General features: G+C 60.1%; 18 protein-coding genes and 1 other RNA gene. 6 read left to right on the forward strand and 13 right to left on the reverse strand.

Annotated elements, in window-relative coordinates; genetic code table 11:
* Positions 1 to 152: 152 nt before the first annotated feature.
* The 5 genes from MSL71_RS17820 to tilS form a co-directional block, all read right to left on the reverse strand.
* On the reverse strand, positions 153 to 920 hold the full coding sequence (locus tag MSL71_RS17820) for a type III pantothenate kinase (protein WP_180142935.1): 768 nt from the start codon (positions 918 to 920) through the stop codon (positions 153 to 155).
* A gap of 205 nt (positions 921 to 1125) precedes the next feature.
* Complete coding sequence (locus MSL71_RS17825) at positions 1126 to 2064, reverse strand: CdaR family protein (RefSeq protein ID WP_180142937.1); 939 nt, start codon at positions 2062 to 2064, stop codon at positions 1126 to 1128.
* Positions 2065 to 2126: 62 nt separating this feature from the next.
* On the reverse strand, positions 2127 to 2987 hold the full coding sequence (gene folP / locus MSL71_RS17830; protein ID WP_180142939.1) for a dihydropteroate synthase: 861 nt from the start codon (positions 2985 to 2987) through the stop codon (positions 2127 to 2129).
* Between the two features lie 89 nt (positions 2988 to 3076).
* Positions 3077 to 4972, reverse strand: coding sequence for an ATP-dependent zinc metalloprotease FtsH (ftsH, locus tag MSL71_RS17835; protein WP_180142941.1), 1896 nt, complete (start codon positions 4970 to 4972; stop codon positions 3077 to 3079).
* 119 nt (positions 4973 to 5091) lie between these two features.
* Positions 5092 to 6558 (reverse strand): tRNA lysidine(34) synthetase TilS, encoded by a 1467-nt coding sequence (tilS, locus tag MSL71_RS17840; protein ID WP_180142942.1) that lies wholly within the window; start codon positions 6556 to 6558, stop codon positions 5092 to 5094.
* Positions 6559 to 6856: 298 nt separating this feature from the next.
* Here tilS and ffs point away from each other — a divergent pair.
* From ffs to dnaK, 3 genes are all read left to right on the forward strand, one after another.
* Positions 6857 to 6939, forward strand: an RNA gene (gene ffs / locus MSL71_RS17845) — signal recognition particle sRNA small type.
* Between the two features lie 392 nt (positions 6940 to 7331).
* Positions 7332 to 8009: a nucleotide exchange factor GrpE gene (gene grpE / locus MSL71_RS17850; protein ID WP_180142944.1), complete on the forward strand. Its 678-nt coding sequence runs from the start codon at positions 7332 to 7334 to the stop codon at positions 8007 to 8009.
* Positions 8010 to 8098: 89 nt separating this feature from the next.
* Positions 8099 to 10000 (forward strand): molecular chaperone DnaK, encoded by a 1902-nt coding sequence (gene dnaK, locus MSL71_RS17855; protein WP_180142946.1) that lies wholly within the window; start codon positions 8099 to 8101, stop codon positions 9998 to 10000.
* A 122-nt stretch (positions 10001 to 10122) separates the two neighbouring features.
* Here dnaK and MSL71_RS17860 read toward each other — a convergent pair whose 3' ends face one another.
* From MSL71_RS17860 to MSL71_RS17875, 4 genes are all read right to left on the reverse strand, one after another.
* Entirely contained in the window at positions 10123 to 10827 is a 705-nt protein-coding gene (locus MSL71_RS17860) for a creatininase family protein (protein ID WP_180142948.1), read from the reverse strand.
* Complete coding sequence (locus tag MSL71_RS17865) at positions 10824 to 11786, reverse strand: GntR family transcriptional regulator (protein WP_180142950.1); 963 nt, start codon at positions 11784 to 11786, stop codon at positions 10824 to 10826. Before MSL71_RS17865 ends, MSL71_RS17860 begins: the two co-directional genes overlap by 4 nt.
* A 101-nt stretch (positions 11787 to 11887) precedes the next feature.
* The gene (locus tag MSL71_RS17870) at positions 11888 to 13429 is read right to left on the reverse strand and encodes a sodium:solute symporter family protein (protein WP_180142952.1); all 1542 of its coding nucleotides are present in this window, start codon (positions 13427 to 13429) and stop codon (positions 11888 to 11890) included.
* An 18-nt stretch (positions 13430 to 13447) separates the two neighbouring features.
* Positions 13448 to 13699 carry a hypothetical protein gene (locus MSL71_RS17875; RefSeq protein ID WP_180142954.1) on the reverse strand — a complete coding sequence of 84 codons (252 nt, stop codon included), beginning with the start codon at positions 13697 to 13699 and terminating at the stop codon, positions 13448 to 13450.
* 677 nt (positions 13700 to 14376) lie between these two features.
* Here MSL71_RS17875 and MSL71_RS17880 point away from each other — a divergent pair.
* A complete protein-coding gene (locus MSL71_RS17880) occupies positions 14377 to 15633 on the forward strand; it encodes a DegT/DnrJ/EryC1/StrS family aminotransferase (protein ID WP_180142956.1) in 1257 nt (418 codons plus the stop codon).
* A gap of 129 nt (positions 15634 to 15762) precedes the next feature.
* Here MSL71_RS17880 and MSL71_RS17885 read toward each other — a convergent pair whose 3' ends face one another.
* Positions 15763 to 16248 (reverse strand): hypothetical protein, encoded by a 486-nt coding sequence (locus MSL71_RS17885; RefSeq protein WP_180142958.1) that lies wholly within the window; start codon positions 16246 to 16248, stop codon positions 15763 to 15765.
* Between the two features lie 42 nt (positions 16249 to 16290).
* Positions 16291 to 16866, reverse strand: a complete 576-nt coding sequence (locus MSL71_RS17890) for a DUF922 domain-containing protein (RefSeq protein WP_180142960.1) — start codon at positions 16864 to 16866, stop codon at positions 16291 to 16293.
* Between the two features lie 315 nt (positions 16867 to 17181).
* Here MSL71_RS17890 and MSL71_RS17895 point away from each other — a divergent pair, with 315 nt between their 5' ends.
* Together MSL71_RS17895 and MSL71_RS17900 are read left to right on the forward strand one after the other, a co-directional pair.
* Entirely contained in the window at positions 17182 to 17637 is a 456-nt protein-coding gene (locus tag MSL71_RS17895) for a hypothetical protein (RefSeq protein ID WP_180142962.1), read from the forward strand.
* Positions 17634 to 18461 (forward strand): type IV pilin protein, encoded by an 828-nt coding sequence (locus MSL71_RS17900; RefSeq protein WP_180142964.1) that lies wholly within the window; start codon positions 17634 to 17636, stop codon positions 18459 to 18461. The genes MSL71_RS17895 and MSL71_RS17900 overlap by 4 nt, the downstream gene beginning before the upstream one ends.
* 6 nt (positions 18462 to 18467) lie before the next feature.
* Here MSL71_RS17900 and MSL71_RS17905 read toward each other — a convergent pair whose 3' ends face one another.
* A complete protein-coding gene (locus MSL71_RS17905) occupies positions 18468 to 20705 on the reverse strand; it encodes an ATPase, T2SS/T4P/T4SS family (protein ID WP_180142966.1) in 2238 nt (745 codons plus the stop codon).
* 235 nt (positions 20706 to 20940) lie between these two features.
* Positions 20941 to 21369 carry a hypothetical protein gene (locus MSL71_RS17910; RefSeq protein WP_180142968.1) on the reverse strand — a complete coding sequence of 143 codons (429 nt, stop codon included), beginning with the start codon at positions 21367 to 21369 and terminating at the stop codon, positions 20941 to 20943.
* Positions 21370 to 21525 lie beyond the last annotated feature (156 nt).

Below are 21525 nucleotides of genomic sequence, written 5' to 3' on the forward strand. Positions count from 1 at the left end.
CAGAAATTTTCGGGGGTTATCCCGTTTCAGGTGAGCAGCCCCTGCGGGGCTGAATCAATACGGTTTGCTTTGGTTTTCCGGGGACAAGGGGCGGCCGAAAGGGGCTCTTTCGGCCGATAGGGTATGGCGGGGAGGCGCTGCGCTTCCCCGGGTTAAAGGCGTTCGCTGATGATGCGGAGGCCCTCCAGGGTGAGCTCGGGCTCAACGGACTCAATGGTGGAGGAGACGTGGCTGATGAGGGTGGCAAGGCCGCCTGTGGCGATGACCTTGGGCGTGCAGCCCAGCTCCTTTTTGATGCGCTCCACCATGCCGTCCACAAGGCCTGCGTATCCGAAAATAATGCCGGACTTCATGCTTTCTGCGGTGTCCAGGCCGATGACCCGTTCGGGCGGGGAGCAGATCTCCACGCGGGGCAGCTTGGAGGCGTTGGCAAACAGGGCCTCGGAGGCGATCATGACGCCCGGAGAGATGGCGCCTCCCATGTATTCCCCTTTGGGGGAGATGATGTCAAAGGTCGTGGCCGTGCCGAAGTCGATGGCGATGATGGCGCAGCTGTATTTCTCGTAGGCGGCGATGGCGTTGACGATGCGGTCGGCACCCACCTCGGCCGGGTTCCGGTAGAGGACGGGCATGAGGTCTTTGGTGGTTTCGTTGTCCACCCAGATGGGGGCGTGGCCGAGGTACTTGGTGCAGAAGGTCTGGAGGATGTCCTTGACGCGGGGAACCACACTGGAGATGACGGTCTTTCGGATGCTTTGGGGATTGATGTCCCGCTCCTTGAACAGGCCGTTGACCAGCAGGTTGAATTCGTCCTCCGTCATGTTTTTCTGGGAGCGGATTCGCCAGTCGTGGATCAGCGTTTTGCCCTCAAAGAGGCCCATCACCGTGTTGGTGTTTCCCACATCGATAACCAGTACCATAGTCTCCTCATCATGGCGGCTTTAGGGCCCTTGGGGCGCAAGCCGCCGCTGCCGTTTCTTTCTATCGTCGTTTCTCAAGGGACGGCAAGGGCGAGGGGCCCGTCTGCCGGAACATACAAACCCCGGCATCCTACCCCATTTGACGGGCCCCGGCAACACTTCTGCGCAAAGGTTGCGGGCTTTCGTGGTGGCAGTGGGCCGGGAGTCAGGATCCGGGAACGGTGACGGTGAAGAGTTCGGGGCTGGCGCTGATGAGGTCGACGCCCCGGGGAAGGGTGATGGCTGCCCTGCGAACATAGATGCCGGAGGCCAGGCCGCGGGTGTCGATGACGGCGGAGATCCCTGTGGCTGCCCGGAGCTTGTCCACAAGCCGGGCCGGGCCCGTCACTGAGATGTCCACGGTGGAAGGCGTGATGGAGATGCGGCGGGATTCGTCCGGTCCGGTGGTGATGGGGATCCCGGCAAGGCGCCTGGTGGCGTGGATCTCCTTCACCTGAACGCGAACGGTGAAGAGCTCGGGGCACAGGGTGAGGCGGCCCTTTCCGGGGACGTGTTCCGCAGGGACCTTGACGGACAGCGGGGCCGTGGCATCGGAGACCGAGACCGCGGTGGTGCGAATGGCCGTGATGTCCCGGACCACTTCGGACGGGCCCGAAACCCGGGCCACGGCGGGGGTGACCGTTACCTCGCCCAGGCGGAACCCCGGGGCCGGGCTGCCCACCAGGCGAACCGTTACCGGGATGTTTTTCTGGACGGATTCGGCCAGGCGGATATGGATTTCGGACGGGGTGATCTCAAGGATCTCCACGGAGGGAGCTTCTTCCCGGCGCAGGGTGACGGGGTAGGAGCCTTCCATGGCGGGGTGGTCGGGAAGGGTCACCTGGAGGCGGAGCAGCTCCATGTGGTCGAGGTCTGCTGGCGTCCCGCTTACCCGGATCTTGGCCCGGGCGTGGGACTGTCGGACCATGACATAGCCTTCGGGAATCCCGGTGACCTCAATGGGAGAGACCAGGGTGTGCTCCTCGCGCCGAAGTCCTGTCAGAAGGACAAGGGACAGGAGGAACAGGGCCAGAATGGCTGCAAGGCCAAAGCCCAGGGCGAATCGGTACAGGTCTCTCCGGTTGTGATGTTCCTCTGCGGTCACCGTGGTCTCCGGGGCTCTTGAAGGTGGGGGAAAAGGGGCTTCGCCGGGAAGCCCCGGCTCGGTTATCGGGCCGCCGTGACGTTGTCCATCACCTTGACCGTGACGGCCGTGGATTTGACGTCATGGACGCGGACAATGTGGGCGCCTCCCATGATGGACGCGGAGACCGTGGCCTGGGTGCCGATTTCGATCTCGTCCATGGGGGCGATGCGTACGCCCTCTTCCAGGGTCTTGCGAATGAAGGATTTGCGCGAGGTGCCCATGAGAACAGGCACGTTCAGGCACTCCAGGTTTTTCAGGTGCTTGATGATGGTGTAGTTGTGGCCCACGGTTTTGCCGAAGCCGATGCCCGGGTCCACGATGATCTTGTCCCGTGCGATGCCCGCGGCCTCGGCCCGCGTAATGGCCTCTTTCAGGTAGGCGATGACCTCGCCGACGGGGTCGTGGTAGGAGGGGCTGTCCTGCATGGTGCGTGGGGTCCCTTTCATGTGCATGAGGACCACGGGCACGTCAAACTCAGCCACCACCTTTGCCATCTCCGGGTCGCCGGTGAGGGCGGTGATGTCATTGATGATGGCGGCGCCTGCATTAAGGGCCTGCCGGGCCACCTCTGCCTTGACCGTGTCCACGCTGATGGGCACATCGATGTGTTTGACAAGCTCTTCAACCACCGGCACCACGCGTCGCAGCTCTTCTTCCAGGGAGACGGGGTCGGCGTTGGGGCGGGAGGATTCGCCGCCGATGTCGATGATGTCAGCCCCCTCTTCCACCATCTGGCGGGCCCGGTTGACGGCGTGCTGCGCGTTGAAAAACTGGCCGCCGTCGGAAAAAGAGTCCGGGGTGACGTTCAAGATACCCATGATGCAGGTGCGGTGCCCGAGGTTGAGTCGGTGGTTTTTCCAGGAGATGTCAAAGGGGATCATGGCAATGGGAGGTCCTTTCGCCCCGGAACGGGGCCGGGCAGGGGCGACGGGGCCTTTAAAACAAGGCCCCGTCGCCTGGAAGCGTCGGTTTAAACGGTTGTACCGGAGTCGTCCTGGCTGTCGGACTCCAGGATCACCTCGTCGGGTGTCTCGGCATCGTCGCCTGAGTCCAGGGGGTTGGAGGGGAGGACGATGCCCGGGCGCATGGCAAAGATGAGCTCGTCGAGCTCTTTGCCCATGATGGTCTCCTTGTCCAGAAGGAGTTCGGAGAGGGCGTGGAGCACGTCGATGTTCTCGGTGAGAACCTCTTTGGCCTTGGTGTAGCTGTCGGTGATGAAACGGGTGACCTCTTCATCGATGAGCCGGGCCGTGTGCTCGGAATAATCCTTGTGCTGGGCGATCTCCCTGCCGAGGAAGACATGGTCGTCGGAGTTGGCGTAGGACAGGGGCCCTAAGTCGCTCATGCCCCAGTCCCGGACCATTTTGTTGGCAAGGCCCGTGGCCTGCTTGATGTCGTTGGAAGCCCCGGTGCTGATGCGGTTGAAGATCAGCTCTTCGGCCACGCGTCCGCCGTAGGCAACGGAAAGCTCGCTGACGAGCTGGTCCTTGTACTTGAAGTCCCGCTCTTCCGGGAGGAACCAGGTGACGCCTGCGGCCCTGCCGCGGGGGATGATGGTGACCTTGTTCACCGCGTCGGTGCCGGGAAGGAACCGTGCCACCAGGGCATGGCCCGCTTCGTGGTAGGCCGTGGTCTTCTTGTCCTCTTCCTTGATGACCTTGGATTTGCGCTCAAGGCCCATGTAGACCTTGTCCTTGGCGTCTTCAAAATCCACCATGCGGAGCTTGTCCTGGTCCCGCTTGGCGGCCAGGAGGGCGGCTTCGTTGACCATGTTCTCCAGGTCCGCACCGGAAAAACCGGGGGTCCCCTTGGCCAGGTTCAGGGCGTGGACGTCGTCGGCCAGGGGGGTCTTGCGCATGTGGACTTCCAGGATCTTCCTGCGGCCGTTGATGTCGGGCAGGTCCACCACCACCTGGCGGTCGAAGCGACCCGGGCGAAGAAGGGCAGGGTCCAGAACATCGGGGCGGTTGGTGGCGGAGATGAGGATAACCCCTTCGTTGCTTTCGAAGCCGTCCATCTCCACGAGGAGCTGGTTCAGGGTCTGCTCCCGCTCGTCGTGGCCGCCGCCGAGGCCTGCGCCACGCTGTCGGCCCACAGCGTCGATCTCATCGATGAAGATGATGCAGGGGGCGTTTTTCTTGGCCTGGGCAAAGAGGTCCCTCACACGGGATGCGCCCACGCCCACGAACATCTCCACAAAGTCGGAGCCGCTGATGGTGAAAAAGGGCACCTCGGCCTCTCCGGCCACGGAGCGGGCCAGAAGGGTCTTGCCGGTTCCCGGAGGGCCTACAAGGAGGACACCTTTGGGGATGCGGCCGCCCAGGCGGGTGAATTTTTTGGGGTCGCGCAGGAAGTCCACCACCTCGGTGAGCTCTTCCTTGGCCTCTTCCACCCCTGCCACGTCACGGAAGGTCACACGCTCACGGTCTTCGGAGAGAAGACGGGCGCGGCTCTTGCCGAAGCTCATGGCCTTGCCGCCTGCCCCGCCCTGCATCTGCTTCATGAAGAAGATCCAGATCCCGATGAGGATGATCATGGGCAGCCAGGAGGCGATGATGGAGACGAGCCAGTGGGCCTCAGCCGGGGGCTTGGCCTCAATGATGACGCCCTTGTCCCGCAAGGTGGGGATCAGCTGGAGGTCGTTGGGGGCAAATACCTTGTAGGTGGCGTTGCTGCTGTTCGTTACCAGGAGGTTCTGGTCCTGGATGGTCACCCGGGACACATTCCCGCTTTCCACCTGAGAGATAAACTCCGAGTAAGGGACAGTCTGGCCTCCGGGTTGGTTCTGATTGAAGATGTTGTAGAGCATGATCATCATCAGAATGATTACCAGCCAGAGGGAGAGATTTTTATAGAATGGGTTCAAGAAATGGGTCCTCCATGATCTTTCGTCATCGGTTCATCCCTGAATTCAGCGCAGGGTTACCCTCATATTAATCATCATTGCAATTTAGGCAAGACATAATGAGACGCATCCGGGGGGATTTATCCTTTTTTATACGGGTGGAACACCATCTCAAGGGCAGGGGCACCGGGAGACGGTGGGGTTGCAGCCTCGTCCAGGCGGTATCCCGCCACCCAGATGAGGGTGTTTTTTGAAAATACCAGGGGAACGCGTGACCGCAGCGACGCTTCCAGGCCGCAGTCGGAGAAAAAGCGGCCGAGCTTGCGGCCCCCGCTGCCGCCCTGGGGCCGGAAGCGGTCCCCGGGGCGGGGGTTTCGGATGGTCAGGGGAAAGTCCGCGGACCCGGGGGCCACGTATACCCTGCAGGCGTTGCGGCTGGTGGCAAGCTCATCCGGGGCCTGGGCCCAGCCGATGGTCAGGCGGTCTCCGGTCTCGGCGATGTGCACGGTGCAGGACTCTCCGGGGGCAGGGCGGGGTACCTCATAGGAGAAGGCCGGAACCCCTGAAAGGAGCTGGGGCCGGGTGTGCCTCAGGTTGCCGGTCTCCGTGGTGAGGTGAAGGGCCCCTTGGGTGAAGATACCGCGGAGGCCCCGGGAAAGGTCCGCATAGTGACCGGGTTGCCCCCGGTCCAGGAGCTCGGTGAGGCGTTGGATATGGGCGGCGCTGAGGGTCCGGGTGGAGCCGCAGAGGGCGGCCGCCGACCGGCGCAGTACCCGGTTACGGGCCGCCGGGTGAAGGCCCCTGAGTTTGGAGGCGGAGAGTTCCAGGTGCCCGTCTTCCCGGGAGACGGTGCAGTCATTAAACAGGGATTCGGTCAGGTCCCGGAGCCAGGCCTCCTCGTCTCTGAGAAGGCTCGCTGTCCGTGCCAGGGTGTCCACGGCCGAGGGGTTGAACTCGGCTTCCAGCATGGGGATGAGCCGGTGGCGGATTCGGTTTCGGGTGTAAGCGGTGTCGCTGTTGGAGGCGTCTGTGACATGGCCGATGCCCCGGTGGCTCAGCCAGCCTGTGATCTCGTTTCGGGAGAGTTCCATGAGGGGGCGGATGATGCCGTCGGAGGTCACCGGGTCCATGGCGCCCAGCCCCTTGAGGCCCGAGCCGCGCAACAGGTTCATCAACACCTGCTCGGCCATGTCGCCTTTGTGGTGGCCCACGGCAATGCGCCGGGCCCCGCAGGAGAGGGCCGCTTCACGGAGAAAGGCGCGGCGGGCGTCCCGGGCCGCTTCTTCCAGGCCCGTGCCGGACTGGCGGGCCAGGGCCGGGACATCCATGGTCTGCGTGACGAAGGGAAGGCCCAGGTCTTCTGCCGCCTGCCTGGAAAAGGCCTGGTCCCTGTCCGCGGCCTCGCCCCGGATGCCGTGGTTGAGGTGGGCCACCGAAAGGGTAAGGTCCAGCCCGGGGGCCAGCAGGTGAAGGATATGCAGCAGGGCCATGGAGTCGGGGCCTCCTGAGAGGGCCACCAGCAGGTGATCGCCCGGCCGGCACATGGCGTGGCGTGCCAGTGTGTCGCGAACGGTCTGTACGGGCCTTGTCTGGGGGTGTCGTGTCATGAAACGGTTTTTTTGGGGGGTTGAGGTTGGGGTTAGGGCGTTTGGCCGTATTGTGTGACGCGGCCCACCGGCTGATGATGAGGGTAGAATACCCCCTGCCCGGTGTCAACCGGGGAGGCGTGTGAAGGTTGGAGTGAAATGTGCCTTGTGGCTTGATTCTAAAGGGGATGCTCTTGATTGGAGCGCTTCCGGGACGGGACAAAGATTCCTTCAGACCTCACCTTTGGTTAAAAAGGGGCTTGAAATGGTCCGTCGTTCGACGTATATGTATCTCTCCTGGCCGTGTCCTGCCGACCGGCCGCCATGCAACAGCCCCGCTCGAACCGTGTCAGATCCGGAAGGAAGCAGCACTAAGGGATGTGGTCTGTGTCGTGGATCGATCCCGGTCGGCGGATGCGGTCAGGTTTTTTTTTGCCGTATTTTCCCGGTGATCTCCCATCTAGGCCCCCTTCAGAGCCCTTTTCCCCATTTTTTTGCGTAAATCCCCCATTGACAACTGATCAATACGTATTACTTTTTGCTCGAATCGCATGATGCAGGCGGTTCATTAATGGTTTAGGCAAAAAGTTCGACTGTTTGTCCTTTATAAATATCCGGGTGAAAGACCCGGTTCAACTGCGTGGCCCCGAATCCTCATATTCATGGGACTGTGAATCGGTTGCTTGTGAGACGCGGCTGTCCGGCTGAAAATCCGGATGGTTTTTGGAGACCCAGTCAGGTGGTTTCACGGAGCGCGACGGAGTTTTCCGGGTCGAGAGAATCAGGAGTGAGCATTGGCCAAAAATAGTCAGAACCATACAGACGCAAAAGGCGAGACGCCTGGAGAAGAAACCGTAGCACAGGCGAGTGAGGCCGTTGAAGAGGTCACCGGAGAGGAGACCGCTGTCGACGAGGCCCCTGCCGAAGAAGCTGAGGCCGAAGAGGTCGCCAAAAGCCCTGAGGAGTTGATGGAAGAGAAAGTCAAGGAAGCAGAGGCCAAGGCGGCTGAGAGTTACGACCGCCTGCTTCGGTCCACCGCCGAATTTGAGAATTTTAAGAAACGTTCCGCCCGGGAGTTTCAGGAGTCGAAGAAGTACGCCAACGAGGCGTTTATCAAGCAGCTTCTTCCCGTCATCGACAACCTCGAAAGGGCTGTAGAGTCCACCGGGGATGGCAGTGACGAGTCCGGACAGGGCGTCATTGAAGGGGTCAAAATGACCCTGACTGAAATAACGAAAGTGTTCGAAAAGTTTCACCTTAAGCCACTGGAGTCCGAAGGCAAGCCCTTTGACCCCAACTTTCACCAGGCGGTGATTCAGGAAGAGACCAATGCGGTCCCTGAAAACACCGTTGTGAAAGAGATGCAGAAGGGTTACCTGCTCCATGACAGGCTTATTCGCCCGGCCATGGTGGTCGTCTCAAAGGCGGCTGCTCTCAGCGCAGGTGAAAACGAAAAGGCCGAGGCCGAATAGACCAAGTCCCGGGCCATACACATCAGAACAGTTATCAGGAAAGACTTATTTGGAAGCCTGCTCTCGGATGCACAGGCATGGAGGAAAAAATGGGTAAAGTTATTGGTATCGATCTGGGAACAACCAACTCGTGTGTCGCGATCATGGAAGGCGGAGACGCCAAAGTCATCACCAACACCGAAGGGGGGCGCACCACACCGTCCACCGTTGCCGTCTCTGAGAGCGGCGAGCGCCTCGTGGGCCAGATTGCCAAGCGTCAGGCCATCACGAACCCCGAAAACACCGTGTTTGGCGTGAAGCGCCTCATCGGACGCAAGTTCGACTCCGGCGAAGTACAGCGTGACGCAAAGATCCTGCCCTACGAACTGAAAAAAGCAGACAACGGTGACGTGCGCATTGATCTGCGCGGCAGCCTGCACAGCCCCGCAGAGATCTCCTCGTTTATCCTGGCCAACATCAAGAAGACCGCCGAAGAGTACGTCGGGGAAGAGGTGACTGACGCCGTCATCACCGTGCCCGCCTACTTTAACGACAGCCAGCGCCAGGCCACCAAGGACGCAGGCCGCATCGCAGGCCTCAACGTACTGCGTATCATCAACGAGCCCACGGCAGCCTCCCTTGCCTACGGCCTCGACAAGAAGTCCGAAGAGAAGATCGCTGTCTTCGACCTCGGCGGCGGTACCTTCGACGTCTCCATCCTCGAGATCGGCGACGGGGTGTTCGAGGTGAAGTCCACCAACGGCGACACCCACCTGGGCGGCGAAGACTTCGACCTTCGCATCATCGATTTCCTGGCCGACGAGTTCAAGCGTGAGCAGGGCATCGACCTGCGCGGCGACAAGATGGCCTTGCAGCGCCTGAAAGAGGCTGCTGAAAAGGCCAAGATGGAGCTCTCCTCCGCCATGGAGACCGACATCAACCTGCCCTTCATCACCGCCGACGCTTCCGGTCCCAAGCACCTGAACGTGAAGCTCTCCCGCGCCAAGCTGGAGTCCCTGGTGGCTGACCTCCTGGAGAACCTGGCCAAGCCCTGCGTCACCGCCATGAAGGACGCCGGCCTTTCCGCAGGCGAGATCAACGAAGTCATCCTGGTGGGCGGCATGACCCGTATGCCCGCTGTTCAGGACCGCGTGAAGTCCATCTTCGGCAAAGAGCCCCACAAAGGCGTGAACCCCGACGAGGTGGTTGCCCTTGGTGCCGCCATCCAGGGCGGCGTCCTTAAAGGCGACGTGGATGACGTGCTTCTTCTGGACGTTACGCCCCTGTCCCTGGGTATCGAGACCCTGGGCGGCGTGATGACCAAGCTCATCGAAAAGAACACCACCATCCCCACCCGTAAGAGCCAGGTTTTCTCCACGGCTGCCGACAACCAGCCCGCCGTGTCCATCCACGTGCTCCAGGGTGAGCGCGAGATGGCTGAAACCAACAAGACCCTGGGCCGCTTCGACTTGTCTGACATTCCCCCCGCACCCCGCGGCGTGCCCCAGATCGAAGTGACCTTTGACATTGACTCCAACGGCATTGTCTCCGTCTCCGCCAAGGACAAGGCCACGGGCAAAGAGCAGTCCATCAAGATCACCAGCGACAGCGGTCTCTCTGAAGAAGAGATCCAGCAGATGGTCAAGGACGCTGAGCTCCACGCCGACGAAGACAAGCAGAAGAAGGCCCTTGTGGAAGCCCGCAACACCGCAGACGCCCTGGTCTACCAGACCGAAAAGGCCGTCAAGGAAGTGGGCGAGGGCGCTGACGAAGCCACCAAGGCCAATGTGGCCGAGGTGATCGAAAAGCTCAAGAAGGCCATGGAAGGGGAAGACGTCGAGGAGATCACCAAGCTCACCGAGGAACTGACCCAGGCCTCCCACAAGATCGCTGAAGCTGCCTACAAGAAGGCCGCCGAAGAGGGCCAGGCCGGTGCCGAAGGCGCCGGGGCCGCACCCGCCGACGACGACGTGGTGGATGCCGACTTCGAAGAGGTCAAAGACCAGAAGTAAAAAAGATCCCGCGGCCTGCCACCGCAGGCCCGTGACTCCATAGAAAAAACCCCGCCTTTTGCAAAAGAGGCGGGGTTTTTTTGTGGGCGGAACAGCCCCCTGCAGGGGCTGGGGCGGGACGGTCAGTTCTCCCAGCCGGTGTCCAGGAGCTTCGTGGTCTCGGCCACGGCCGTGCGCCATATAGAGAGCATGGCATCATCGTCGGCCTGGTAGGCGCCCCCGTAGTTGCCGTCCCCCAGAAGGGAGCGCACCTCGGTGGGGGGAAGCTGTCTCAGGTTCGGGGGATCGCACGGGGCCTTCTCCCGGGGGGGGAGGGAGACCCTCTCAAGGCGGGTCCAGGGGAAGTTCTCCATCCAGGAGGCGTGGGAGGCGTTGGGGCTCACGGCGTGGACCGCCCCCATCACATCCTCGGACGACCACCAGTTGTGGAAGAGAATTTGGCACTCGGGTACGGTGGCCATGCGGGAGCGGATGATCTCCTCCACCGGGCTGTTGCCCCCGTGCCCGTTGATGATAAGCACGCGTCTGAAACCACTTTTTACAAGGCTGTTGAGGATGTCCGTCACAAAGTCGCCATAGGTCTCTGGGCGGATGGTGACGGTCCCCGGGTAGGCGGAAAAGTAAGGGGCGATGCCGTAGGGCAGGCCCGGGTAAACCGGAACACCGCACCCCTCACCGGTCTCTACGGCCAGTTTGTTAGAGAGGATGAAATCGGTGCAGAGGCTCAGGTAAGCGTGCTGCTCGGTGCTTCCCAGGGGCAGGACCACCCGGTCGTCGGCTTTCAGGTAGGATTCGACCTGGAACCAGTTCATGTCGGCGATCTTCATAGCTGTACTTCTTTTTGGATGTGTTGGACCGCAGGGACCAGGATCTCCCGCAGGTACCGTGTTTCTGGTGTGTGGGCGTACTCGAACATAAGGCGTACGCCCGTTAAGGCTTTGGCTGTCCCCAGGCTGCTGGTGCTGTAGATCAGGACGTCGGTGACATCGGCGAGCTCCTGCAGCTTCGGGCTGCTGGCCAGTTCCATGCGGATGGTTCCCACCTGGGGGGCAAAACGCCGGATCCCTTCGGCCATGGCCGGGACAAAGGACGCAAAATGGGAGATGGCTCCCACGGTGGTGCCGGGGGGCAGGGCGGCGAGGGCTTCCCGTGTCTCCTTGGAGGGGATGAGGTACGGGGCCATCACCGGGACGGTATCCCCCACCTTGAGCCGGATTCGGGCCATGCAGTGGGGGATGGTGAGGATGAGGTTGTAGTTGCGGGCCCTGGTGTCCGTCAACGTGTTGAATTGGGCGAAATCCATGTTGTCGAACCGGGGCTCCCGGCCGAGGAAATCCCGAATTCTCCGGATGTAGCACTCGTTGATGCGCCGGGAGTTCCCCACCATGAGAATGCGAAGGGGCACCGGGGCTTCCATCTCGGCTTCCCGCTGGTTGAACATGCCGATGAAAAGCGCGGGGTCCACCTCCAGGATCCTTGCTTTTTCCAGCAGGGCCAGAAACTCCCGGCGAAGGATCTCCAGGCGGTTCTGGTGTTTGAGCTCCCTGGGATCCCTCACCACGAAGGTCCCCCTGCCTGTGACCGACTCCAGAAGGCCTTTGGCCTTCAGGGATTTGTATGCCTTGGTGACGGTCATGGGGGCCACCCCGAGCTCGCTGCTCAGGGCTCGCACCGTGGGCAGCTGGTTGTTCTCGCGATAGGCACCGGCCATGATGCCGAATTCCACGGCGCCTTCGATCTGGACGGATATGGAGACAGGCAGGGTTTTGTCAATGGTGATCTTCACAACTCCTCCCGGGAGACTGAGCCCGGCGGCTCGACGGTTGAATGTGTTTTGTTATGGGTAAAGGTGCGGGAAGGCGCCGTGGCCCTCCCGCATGGATTCTGTCAGGCGACGTTGGGCTGCGGGGTGGCCGCGGCCTCTTCCGGGGCACCGGCCGTTGGAACCAGCCGGTCAAAGTGGCGCTCGATGGTCTCCTGGCCCGCGGGGCGGGTAAAGAGGCTGATGAGAACCATGACCCACATGGTGGCGGCCCAGCAGACGATGAGGGGGTCAAAGCCGAAGGACCAGGTTTTGAACCAGAGCTTCATGGAGATGTAGAGGGCCTCCCCGAAGATCACCGCGGCGATGGCCCCGGTGCGGGAGGCTTTTTTCCAGTACATGCCAAGGATCACGGGGGCCACCCAGATGCCCAGTCCGCCGAAGGCGAACTTGATGAGTCCGAAGATGGTGGCGGGCTTGATGATGCCGATGGCGATGCCGCAGGCGCCGATGACCACGGTGACCCAGCGGGAGAGGGCAAAGATCTGGCTCTCGGAGGCCTTCGGGTTGATGAGGTTCTGGTAGATATCCCGGGTGACGCCGCCCGTGGCCACCACAAGCAGGGCGTCGATGGTGCTCATACCGGCCGAGACCACCCCTGCGATGAGGATGGAGGCCAGGATGGGGTTGAGATTGCCCTGGAGGAGCATGGGGACGATGAAGTCCGTCTGCTTGCCGGTAAGCCCGGGTACGGAGACGATGGCGTTGGCCCCGGCCCACTCGATGAGTGTTGCGGAGAGCAGCATGCCCAGGGTACCCAGGATGACAGCCTTGAACATGGTCTCGTAGTTTTTCATGGTGAAAAACTTGGTGAAGAGGGTGGGCTGCCCGATGGTGAAAAAGCTCCACATGACGATCATGGACATGTAGGAGGCCCAGGGGAAGTTGCCCTTGGCGCCGGGGTGGGTAAGGTAAGCAGGGTTGGCGTCGGCAAGGGTCGTGGTGATCTGGCTGAGCCCGCCTCCGGCCTTCACCGAGACGATAAAGGTGACGATGGCTGTGGTCACCATGAGAAAGCCCTGGAGGACGTCGGTCATCATGGCGCCTTTCATGCCGCCGGCCATGCAGTAGCAGATGACGATGATTCCCATACCCACCACGCCCATCCACTGGGGAAGGCCGGTGAAGGTGTTGAGGATAACGCCTGCGCCCACGGTCTGGGCCCCCATGATGGCCACGAGAAAGGCGATCATCATCACGGCGTGAACCGCCCGGATGGCGTTGGATTCGTAACGGTCCGAGAGGTAGTCGGTCATGGTGAGGAAACCGTACTTTTTACCCATGATCATCAGCTTGCGCCCCACAAAGAGGGCGGGGATGATCATGGAGAAGGCAAGGCCCGGCACCGAGATGCTCATGCCGGAAAAGCCTGTGGAGTAGGTGACCGCAGGCACGCCCATGAAGGTGCTCATGCTGTACTGGGAGGCGAAATAGGCAAAGCCGCCCACCAGGGCGCCGGCTTTGCCGCTCATGACGAAAAAATCGCTCAGGGTTTTGGTGGATTTGGCCGCTCGCCAGCCGATATAGCCGATGAGGGCAAAGTAGATGGCAATGGATACGAAAAACGGGACCGGTGTGGGGGTCACCAATGTTGCGGGGTCAGCCATGGTATTGCTTGCTCCTTTCTACTTCTCAGGTTGAATGTCTTCGAAGTTCCGGTACTCGGGGCGCTTCAGTGCCTCGCGGCTGAAGCGCCAGACCAGGATCAGCACGGCAATGCCGTGAAGGACCCAGGCATACACAAACCGGGGGACCCCCCCGAAACCAGGCACGTAGGTTTCGTTGAAATACCAGGGAAAGGGAATCATGATGAGGCCGTACATGGTTAGGATGATGGCGGCCCATCTCATCTCGAAACGGTTGCTGAAAATATCCACATCTCCTCCTCAAAAAATTGTGTGACTTGCGACAACCGCTTATCACGTCATGTCTTTCGGGGCTTGTCAGGAGCGTTTTTGCCTGCATGGGCGGTTGGTCGCCTTAAAAACGGTCCGGTACGGCATTGCGGTGCCCGGCGCTGCGTCGCCTTTCAACTCCCCATGATGCAGCACGTAAGATGTGATGATGGCGTCGCGAATTGAGGACATGGCTCCTTTGAATCGCTTCCTGTCGCGTGGGTGCGAACGGCGGGATATCGCGTCGTGCGATACGAATCGTCTTGGGAATACTCGCATGGCGCGGACGATTCACGTATGTGCCTGTCCCTTCAAGTCGGTTGTATGACAATGCAAAAACAGGTGTCGGGGAACATTTTGAATGTCTTCCGAAGAGTAAATGTTTTTGGCATCGTGATACAAGCCAGGTGCTGATAAGTAATTTGATATAGAAGCATGGCACAATTGTCCATAGGAAAATATTATCCTGAATTTATTTGAGGATATGAAAAAGGGATTGTGATATTCAGGATCCTCTTGGATTTTAAAGAGCTATGGTTGGGGATATAGGTAGGAAATTAGTTTTCAAGCGATATTGTGATAGTTGAGTATCCCGGTTTACTGTGCTACCCCATGAGAACATGAGATGTTTGGTTAGTGCTTAGCGAAGGAGGGTGATCATGGAAAGGCTGGGACGTACGATCCGATGCCTTGCCCGCCAGCAGGGGATCAATGTGAAGCGACTCAAGCGCCGCCAGCGCGTGATGCCGGTGCCGCTGCTTTCGGCCACCTTGCGCATGGCCGATGTGATTCTGGCGGCAAGGGCCCTGATGCGTCCGGGAACCCGTTCAGGCGGGGATGGGCTGCAACGGCTCGCCCGGGCGGTGAAGGCGCGGTTCAGCGTGGCCCACGCCGGGTTTTACATGGGGGGCAGGGCGTCGTTGTGTGCGGTGGTCCGCGCCCTGGGGCTTACCCCGGGGGACGAGGTGCTTATTCCTGCCTTTACCTGCCAGTGCGTGGTCAACGCCCTTCGGTATGAAGGGATCGAACCCGTCTACGTGGACATCGAACTTGACACCTACGGCATGGACGCCTCCCTTGTGGAGCGGGCGCTGACGGACAAGACCCGCGCCATACTCATCCAGCACACCTTCGGCATGCCCGGTCGGGATCTGGAGAACCTCCTTGCCCTTGCCAGGGGCCGCGGTCTCTATGTCATCGAGGACTGCGCCCATGCCACGGGCGGCCGCTGGCGCGGGAAACTCCTGGGGACCCTGGGGGATATCGGGTTTTTCAGCAGTGAGCGTTCCAAGATCATCAACACCATCCACGGCGGGTTTGTGGTCACCGACAACCCGGAGATCGGCCGCCGCCTGGAAGAGGACGCAGCGCGCCTCACCCCGGCCCCGCCGGAGTTTACCCGGCGGATTCTCTGGACCCTCATCCACAGCTATTTTACCCACAGCTGCCCGTTTCGGTTTGTGACCTCCGGCCTGGCCGAAGGGCTTCTTTCGGACCGGCTTGTGCCCCAGATGCATGACGAAGAGCTGGCGGGCGCTCCGTGCAGCCAATATCACTGGAGCCTGCCCCATGCGGTGGCGCCCTTGATGATGCAGCAACTCTCCCGGGTGGACCGCCAGCTGGCCGAGAGGCGGCGTGCGGCCGAAAAGTGGGCGGTCTGGTGCCTGAGAAACGGTCTGGAGCCCCCGAAGCCGTCGCCGGATGCCACCCCGACCTGGCTGCGGTTTCCCGTGCGCGTGGATCCGGCCATCAAGAAAAATTACGCATACCTGGAGAAACGCCTGGGGGCACATGTGGGGGTCTGGTTTCAATCTGCGGCCCATCCCCTGCCCATGGCCCTTCAGGAGTGCCCCAGGGGCATGGAGGCGGCGGCCACCTGCATCAACCTGCCCACCCTGGATCCCAGCCGGGCCTGACAGGAACCCTTTGTAAACGTTTAAGGAAGGACCGCGCAGGTCAACCCACACATCCCGATCTGCCTGCGCGTGAAAAAACCCCAATCCAGTGCCATGGATTGGGGTTTTGTTTTGGGCGCTTGTGGCGTTTTATTTTACGGTTCGGGACATCACTTCCAGCATGCGCCGGGCAACGGCGTTACAGGCTTCCTGACCCCGTTGGCCCTGGGCGTAGAGATCGGACAGGGGAAAAGGGGCGCCTTTGACAACGAATTCAATGCGGTAGGAGGCGCGTTTTCCACTCCCGCGGTACCCGATCCGGACATCCTCCACCTCGTCAAAGGCGAGGGTCCCTTCCTGGGCCGTGCCGAGGAGTTTTTTACGCCGCCAGGTAACGGTTTTAGCCGTGCGGTCAAAGGTGAAGGTGACTTCTTCGGTGAACCGCCACCCGGCAAAGGCCGCCACCGCCGCCAGGAAAATCCAGTGGAGGTAGTAGGCGTACTCAAGGCCGAAGGTGTGCACCGAAAAGGCGGTGCGGACCAGGCAAAAGGCGATGGCAATCCCTGCGATGGCCACGATGGTGCGGTTCTTTTCTTCAACCTTCAGGGTCTGTTTGTCGTCTTGTGTGATGTTCATGGGGTTGTCCTGCCCGGGGCTTCGGTCCCCGTGTGTTGTGTGTCAGGGAAACACCGCTCCCTGGGTCTTTCCGTGACCGGTTTTTTTGTCGTAGTCGGCTTCCCTGGCCCTGTAGGTGTCCAGTATCTCGTCAGCCAGGGCGTTGGCCGCGGTTTCCAGGTTGCGGCAGCTGGGATGCGGGGGCATCTGCCGGATGGCCTCCTCAATGGCAGCCGTTGCCGCGATGCCGATGCGTTTGTGGCCGTCTTCATGGATCTTGAGGTTTTTCATGTAACGGGCCCAGTGATGCTGCAATTCGGGGGCCGCCTCATCCTGATTTGCCCACCTGGGGTAGCGGTGCAGTACTTCCACCGAGGTCTCAACGCCTGTAACCCGGCAGCTGCCGGGACCGGACTCCCAGGTGAACCACCACCTGGCCATCCAGGTGGTCAGGGCATCGTAGGTTTTTCCGTCCCGCCATACGGTTCCCAGGCGCCCCATCTCCTGGCGTAGCTCTTGCGCCGTCCATCCGTAGATGTCGTAATATTCCGTCCTGACGGTGACGGCGGGTTCGGCCCGCACCGTGGCCGGCAGGCAGAGGAACCCGAACAGTAAGAGAAGGCAGAGTCGTCGTTGCATGATACCCTTTATCCCGTTATCCGGGGTTCAAATCAACCGCTATCATCAAGAAAGGACCCGGACAGAAAAGCGTCGAACCGGGTCAGACGGTGCCCAGGCTGAGGCTCCTGTGAATGAGTACTGTCTATAAAGACTGACGCAAAGATCTTTATTTTTTTGAAAAAACACCTCTGGTTCAGTATACTTGTGGATAAGCAACCATTCCATTGAAAGATCGCCGTGTTTTCCCTCCATTCATGACATGTCTGTGCCTCAGGCCGAGCCTGGAGAGCATTTTTCCGTCATCACATCAACCCATGGGATTTTGGATTTATTATGGACGATCACAAGGATACGGATATTGCCAAGGACGCCATCGCCGATTTTGCCAAAGGAGAGGCCGAGCGGGAGCAACAGCAGCAGGAGAAAAAAAAGAAAAAAGACCGCCGCCCCCTCTATTATGTCCTCCTGGCCCTCAGCATCGTGGTTTTGGCCTTTCAGGTCCCCAGGATATTCTCCCTGCGCCATGAACACGCAAAACCCCTTCGTGTGGGCACGGCAGACACCGACATGCAGACAGATGCCTGCGTCCACAACCTGTGGAAGGTGGTCCGGGCACTGCAACTCGGGGAGACGGATGTGGAGGGCTTTACCTGCCCCGTGAGCGGAGCCCCCTATAAAGTCCACCGGGAAAAGGGCGCCTATGTCGTGGAGTGTCCCAATGCCCATCGCCACGGGTTCTCCCACGTTCGTATCAGCACCGCCAAACCCATACCGGAGCTTGTGCCATGACCCCTCAAACCACGCACAATGCCGGATTTTCTCTTCTGGAACTCATGGTGACCGTGGCCATCGTCGGGGTGCTGAGCTCCATCGCCATTCCGCGATATCTCAACTACAAGGAGAAGGTCTACGCCGCCAACTGCCTCCTGCTCAGAAGAGACATCGAGACCCAGACCCAGAGTTACTACTTCGAGCATGAAGCCTTTACGCCGGACTTCATTGACTCCTACCAGTGCCCCCGGGGTGGCGTCTATACCTGGTCCAGCTCTTCCATCGAGGTGCCCGAGTACGGCCAGGTGCAGTGCTCGTTGCACCATACGTCGGCATCGCAGGTTCAGTCCGACATCCCCGCAGGGGAGAACCTTTTGGACAACTCAACCTTTGATTCGGTGAACAGGAACGTGAAACGATGGGCCCCGGTGCCCACCGGAAGGATCAACGGATGGGAGTCCAACACAGGGGCCATCGAAATCTGGAGGGATGGGTTTTTGGGGTACAGCTCCCCCAACGGAGGCCATATCGTGGAACTCGACGGCGGCAGGGCCAATGATACCATCTCCCAGAGCGTGCAGACCGAAGCGGGCAGGGTCTATGAAATCAAAATCACGGCCCGGGCCAGGCGCGCCAACTCATCGGATTTTTCCGTGGGATGGGGAGGCGATGAGGTGGAGACCTTTACGCCGCCCACCAACGAGTGGAAAGAGTACACGGTTCAGGTGACGGGAACCGGCGACCCCATTGATCTGTCCCTGTCGGAGATCGCAGGGCAAAGCAACGGGCTGGGAACCCTCATAGACAAAGTCGAGGTCATTGCCACGGATACCTTCGAGTAGGGCGTCTCACCCCTTGGGGGCCTCCATCCGTCGCTGAAGGAGCCTGTTGACCCTTGCGATGAACCGTTCGTAGTTGACGGGCTTGGTCATGTAATCGTCCGCGCCCACATTGAGCACCTCCACCTCGGATTTGAGGTCCTCGTTGGCCGTGAGCATGATTACGGGAATCATGCGGGTGGCGATCTCCTCTTTCAGCTTTTTGATGAGGGTGAACCCGTCCATTTCCGGCATGACGTAGTCTGTCACGATGAGGTCCGGCATGGCATGATAGACCGATTTCAAGGCTTCCACACCGTTCGTTGCTTTGACGATACGATAGTTCTGGGTTTTTAGGAGGTGGGACATCATTTCCAGCTCGATCTCGTTGTCATCCACTACCAGGACCGTGGGGTGCCCCACCACCGTCACATGGGACGTGGGGTCAAAGGCTGGCATCGACGTGACGGCTGCGGGGTCGGGAGGGGCTGCCGAGGCCGGGGCTGCAGCCTCTGTAGGCGAGGTGTCCGGGCCGGCCACCCGGAGAACCTCCCCTAAGGTGGTGAGGCCTTGCCGGGCCTTCATGACCCCATCCATGAAAAACGGCTGGAATCCCTCCTTCATGGCCTGGGCCTTGATGGTGGCCGCTGACACGTCTTTTTTGATGAGGGACTGGATAGACGGCGTGATGCGCAGGATTTCGTAGATGCCGATCCGCCCCACATACCCTGAATACCGACATGCTTCGCACCCTTCCCCTTTGTAGTACCTGACATCTTCATCCCCGTTTTCCCCCGAAGGAATCTTTTCAAGCAGCTGGGCCGACAGGGTGTCCGTGGTTTTGCATTTATCACAGATGCGCCGGACCAGCCGTTGGCCGATGCATGCCACCACGGAGTCCGCCACCACAAAGGCATCCACTCCGAGGTCCAGGAGCCGGGTGACGGCCGAAGGCGAGTCGTTGGTATGCAGGGTGGAGAGGACAAGGTGTCCGGTCTGCGCCGCCTGGCACGCGATACCCGCGGTTTCTCCGTCCCGGATCTCCCCCACCATGACGATGTCCGGGTCTTGCCTCAGGATGGACCGCAGGGCCGCGGGAAAGGTGATGCCCGCCTTGGGATTGATCTGGCCCTGGTTGATGCCGTCCACCTTGTACTCCACAGGGTCCTCCACCGTGATGATGTTGACCTCCGGAGAGTTGAGGCGGTTCAGGCAGGCATACAGGGTGGTTGATTTTCCGCTGCCCGTGGGCCCGGTGACCAGGATAATGCCCTGGGGCAACTGAATGCTGCTTTCCAGATCTTTGTAGTGCGTCCCCTGGAGCCCTAAGTTTTCAAAACTCATCTTGGCGGATTCCGGGTTGAGGATCCGTATGGTGATTTTTTCGCCGTAGGATGTGGGAAACGAGGAGACCCGCAAGTCATAGGCAATCCCCCCGTACTTTACCTGGGCGCGACCATCCTGGGGCTTGCGCCGGATGGAGATGTCCATGGAGGAGAACACCTTGATGCGTGAGACCAGGGCGGAGTGGATGAGTTTGTCGGTCTTGAGGATTTCACGCATGATCCCGTCGATGCGGTACCGGATGATAACCGACGCCTGTCGGGGCTCGATATGGATGTCACTGGCCTTGAGCTTCACGGCATCGGCCAGGATGCTGTTGGCAAATCGCACCACGGGCGGGTCTTCGGCGATGGAGGTCAGGGCGCCCTTGTCCAGCTCTTTTTCATTGGCTTCGGTGGTTTTGATCACCTCAATCTGGACTTCGTTTTGAAGGGCTTCATCAAGGTGGAGCCCTTTTTTGGGGTAGTAGGTGTCAATGGCGGTGAGCACCTCGCTTTGGGGCGAGACCGCTATCTTGATGCGCTTTTGTGTCATGAAGCGCAAATCGTCCAGGGCGTAGAACTCCAGGGGGTTGGCCATGGTGACCACAAGCTCGTCGTTTTCCTCTTTGGTGGGCAGGAGAAGATAGGTTTCGGCGATTTCAGCGGAGACCTGGGCGATCACCTCCGGCGCGATTTTTATATCGGGCAGGTGGAGGTAGGGAATGTTCAACTGCTCGGACAGGGCCCGGGCAATCTGGATATCATCCACGATCCCCATGTCCATGAGGATCTGGCCTATTTTTTTCGGCGACGTGGCTTGGGCGTGCAAGGCTTTCTGGAGGTCCTTGGGTTCAATGACTCCGGCTTCGATGAGGATGTCCCCAAGTTTTTTGTGGCTGTGCGTATGGGCGGTCTTTTTAGGGGCGTTGTCGGGTTTTTTCATGTCTCCTCCTGGCAAAGGGGCACGCAAGCCGTCTTGGGCTAGGCGTTTCATGGCTCGGTCGGAACACTCAGGGACGGGGCTGGGTTGTGTTGAACACGGGGGTGATTCACGAAGGGATGGTAATGTATGGATATACTTTCTCATACATGGAGAAAAAAGTACACAAGGCACCCTTTCGATCTTTACCGGATCAAAAGGGACATGGCTATGACGGGGAAAGGTTAATTCCCTATGGTCAGTGGGGAACCTCGGGTTTTCGCCAGACGCTTTTCTTGGTGATGCCTGCTTCCGGTTCGAGGACGGCATTGAAATCAAAACCGGGAAACCGGGCCTCGATTTCGTCCCAGAGCCGGGAGAATCCCTGGGCCTCGGTGGGGACGGAGCATCCCTTGCCGTCCCCCACGAAGACCAGCCAGTAGGGAGGGATGGGCGGGGCTTCCTGGGCGTTGATGAGAACGATTTCGTGGATTTCTCTCCAGGGAACGGCCTCCCGTTCCCTCATGGGGTGCTCGCAGGAGAGCTCGTGGGGTGTGATGATCACCTGAAAGGGGATTTCCTCTTCGTCATCCTGGCCGGTGAGGGGGCCGTCCGGGGTATAGATCAGGCGCAGCGCAACCAGGGCGGTGACGGTACAGACCAGCAGAACAACAAAGGCTGTAAGCATGGGGCCTCCTGATAAGGGATGAGGTCTCAATGACTCAGCAAAAAAGATGTCCGGGCTTTCCTTATGATCTCACAGGCAGGAGAAAAAGTACATATGGAGTGGTGGCCACGTGAGGGGATCCTTCAGTGAGACTACTTGGTCGGCTACTTAGTCGGT

The sequence above is a fragment of the Desulfoluna butyratoxydans genome (assembly GCF_900699765.1).
Taxonomy (GTDB): Bacteria; Desulfobacterota; Desulfobacteria; order Desulfobacterales; family Desulfolunaceae; genus Desulfoluna; species Desulfoluna butyratoxydans.

Coding starts and splice junctions, on each gene's coding strand:
- MSL71_RS17820 (WP_180142935.1), bottom strand. CDS start 920: ATGGTACTGGTTATCGATGTGGGAAACACCAACACGGTGATGGGCCTC.
- folP (WP_180142939.1), bottom strand. CDS start 2,987: ATGATCCCCTTTGACATCTCCTGGAAAAACCACCGACTCAACCTCGGG.
- tilS (WP_180142942.1), bottom strand. CDS start 6,558: ATGACACGACACCCCCAGACAAGGCCCGTACAGACCGTTCGCGACACA.
- dnaK (WP_180142946.1), top strand. CDS start 8,099: ATGGGTAAAGTTATTGGTATCGATCTGGGAACAACCAACTCGTGTGTC.
- MSL71_RS17860 (WP_180142948.1), bottom strand. CDS start 10,827: ATGAAGATCGCCGACATGAACTGGTTCCAGGTCGAATCCTACCTGAAA.
- MSL71_RS17870 (WP_180142952.1), bottom strand. CDS start 13,429: ATGGCTGACCCCGCAACATTGGTGACCCCCACACCGGTCCCGTTTTTC.
- MSL71_RS17880 (WP_180142956.1), top strand. CDS start 14,377: ATGGAAAGGCTGGGACGTACGATCCGATGCCTTGCCCGCCAGCAGGGG.
- MSL71_RS17885 (WP_180142958.1), bottom strand. CDS start 16,248: ATGAACATCACACAAGACGACAAACAGACCCTGAAGGTTGAAGAAAAG.
- MSL71_RS17890 (WP_180142960.1), bottom strand. CDS start 16,866: ATGCAACGACGACTCTGCCTTCTCTTACTGTTCGGGTTCCTCTGCCTG.
- MSL71_RS17895 (WP_180142962.1), top strand. CDS start 17,182: ATGGACGATCACAAGGATACGGATATTGCCAAGGACGCCATCGCCGAT.
- MSL71_RS17900 (WP_180142964.1), top strand. CDS start 17,634: ATGACCCCTCAAACCACGCACAATGCCGGATTTTCTCTTCTGGAACTC.
- MSL71_RS17905 (WP_180142966.1), bottom strand. CDS start 20,705: ATGAAAAAACCCGACAACGCCCCTAAAAAGACCGCCCATACGCACAGC.
- MSL71_RS17910 (WP_180142968.1), bottom strand. CDS start 21,369: ATGCTTACAGCCTTTGTTGTTCTGCTGGTCTGTACCGTCACCGCCCTG.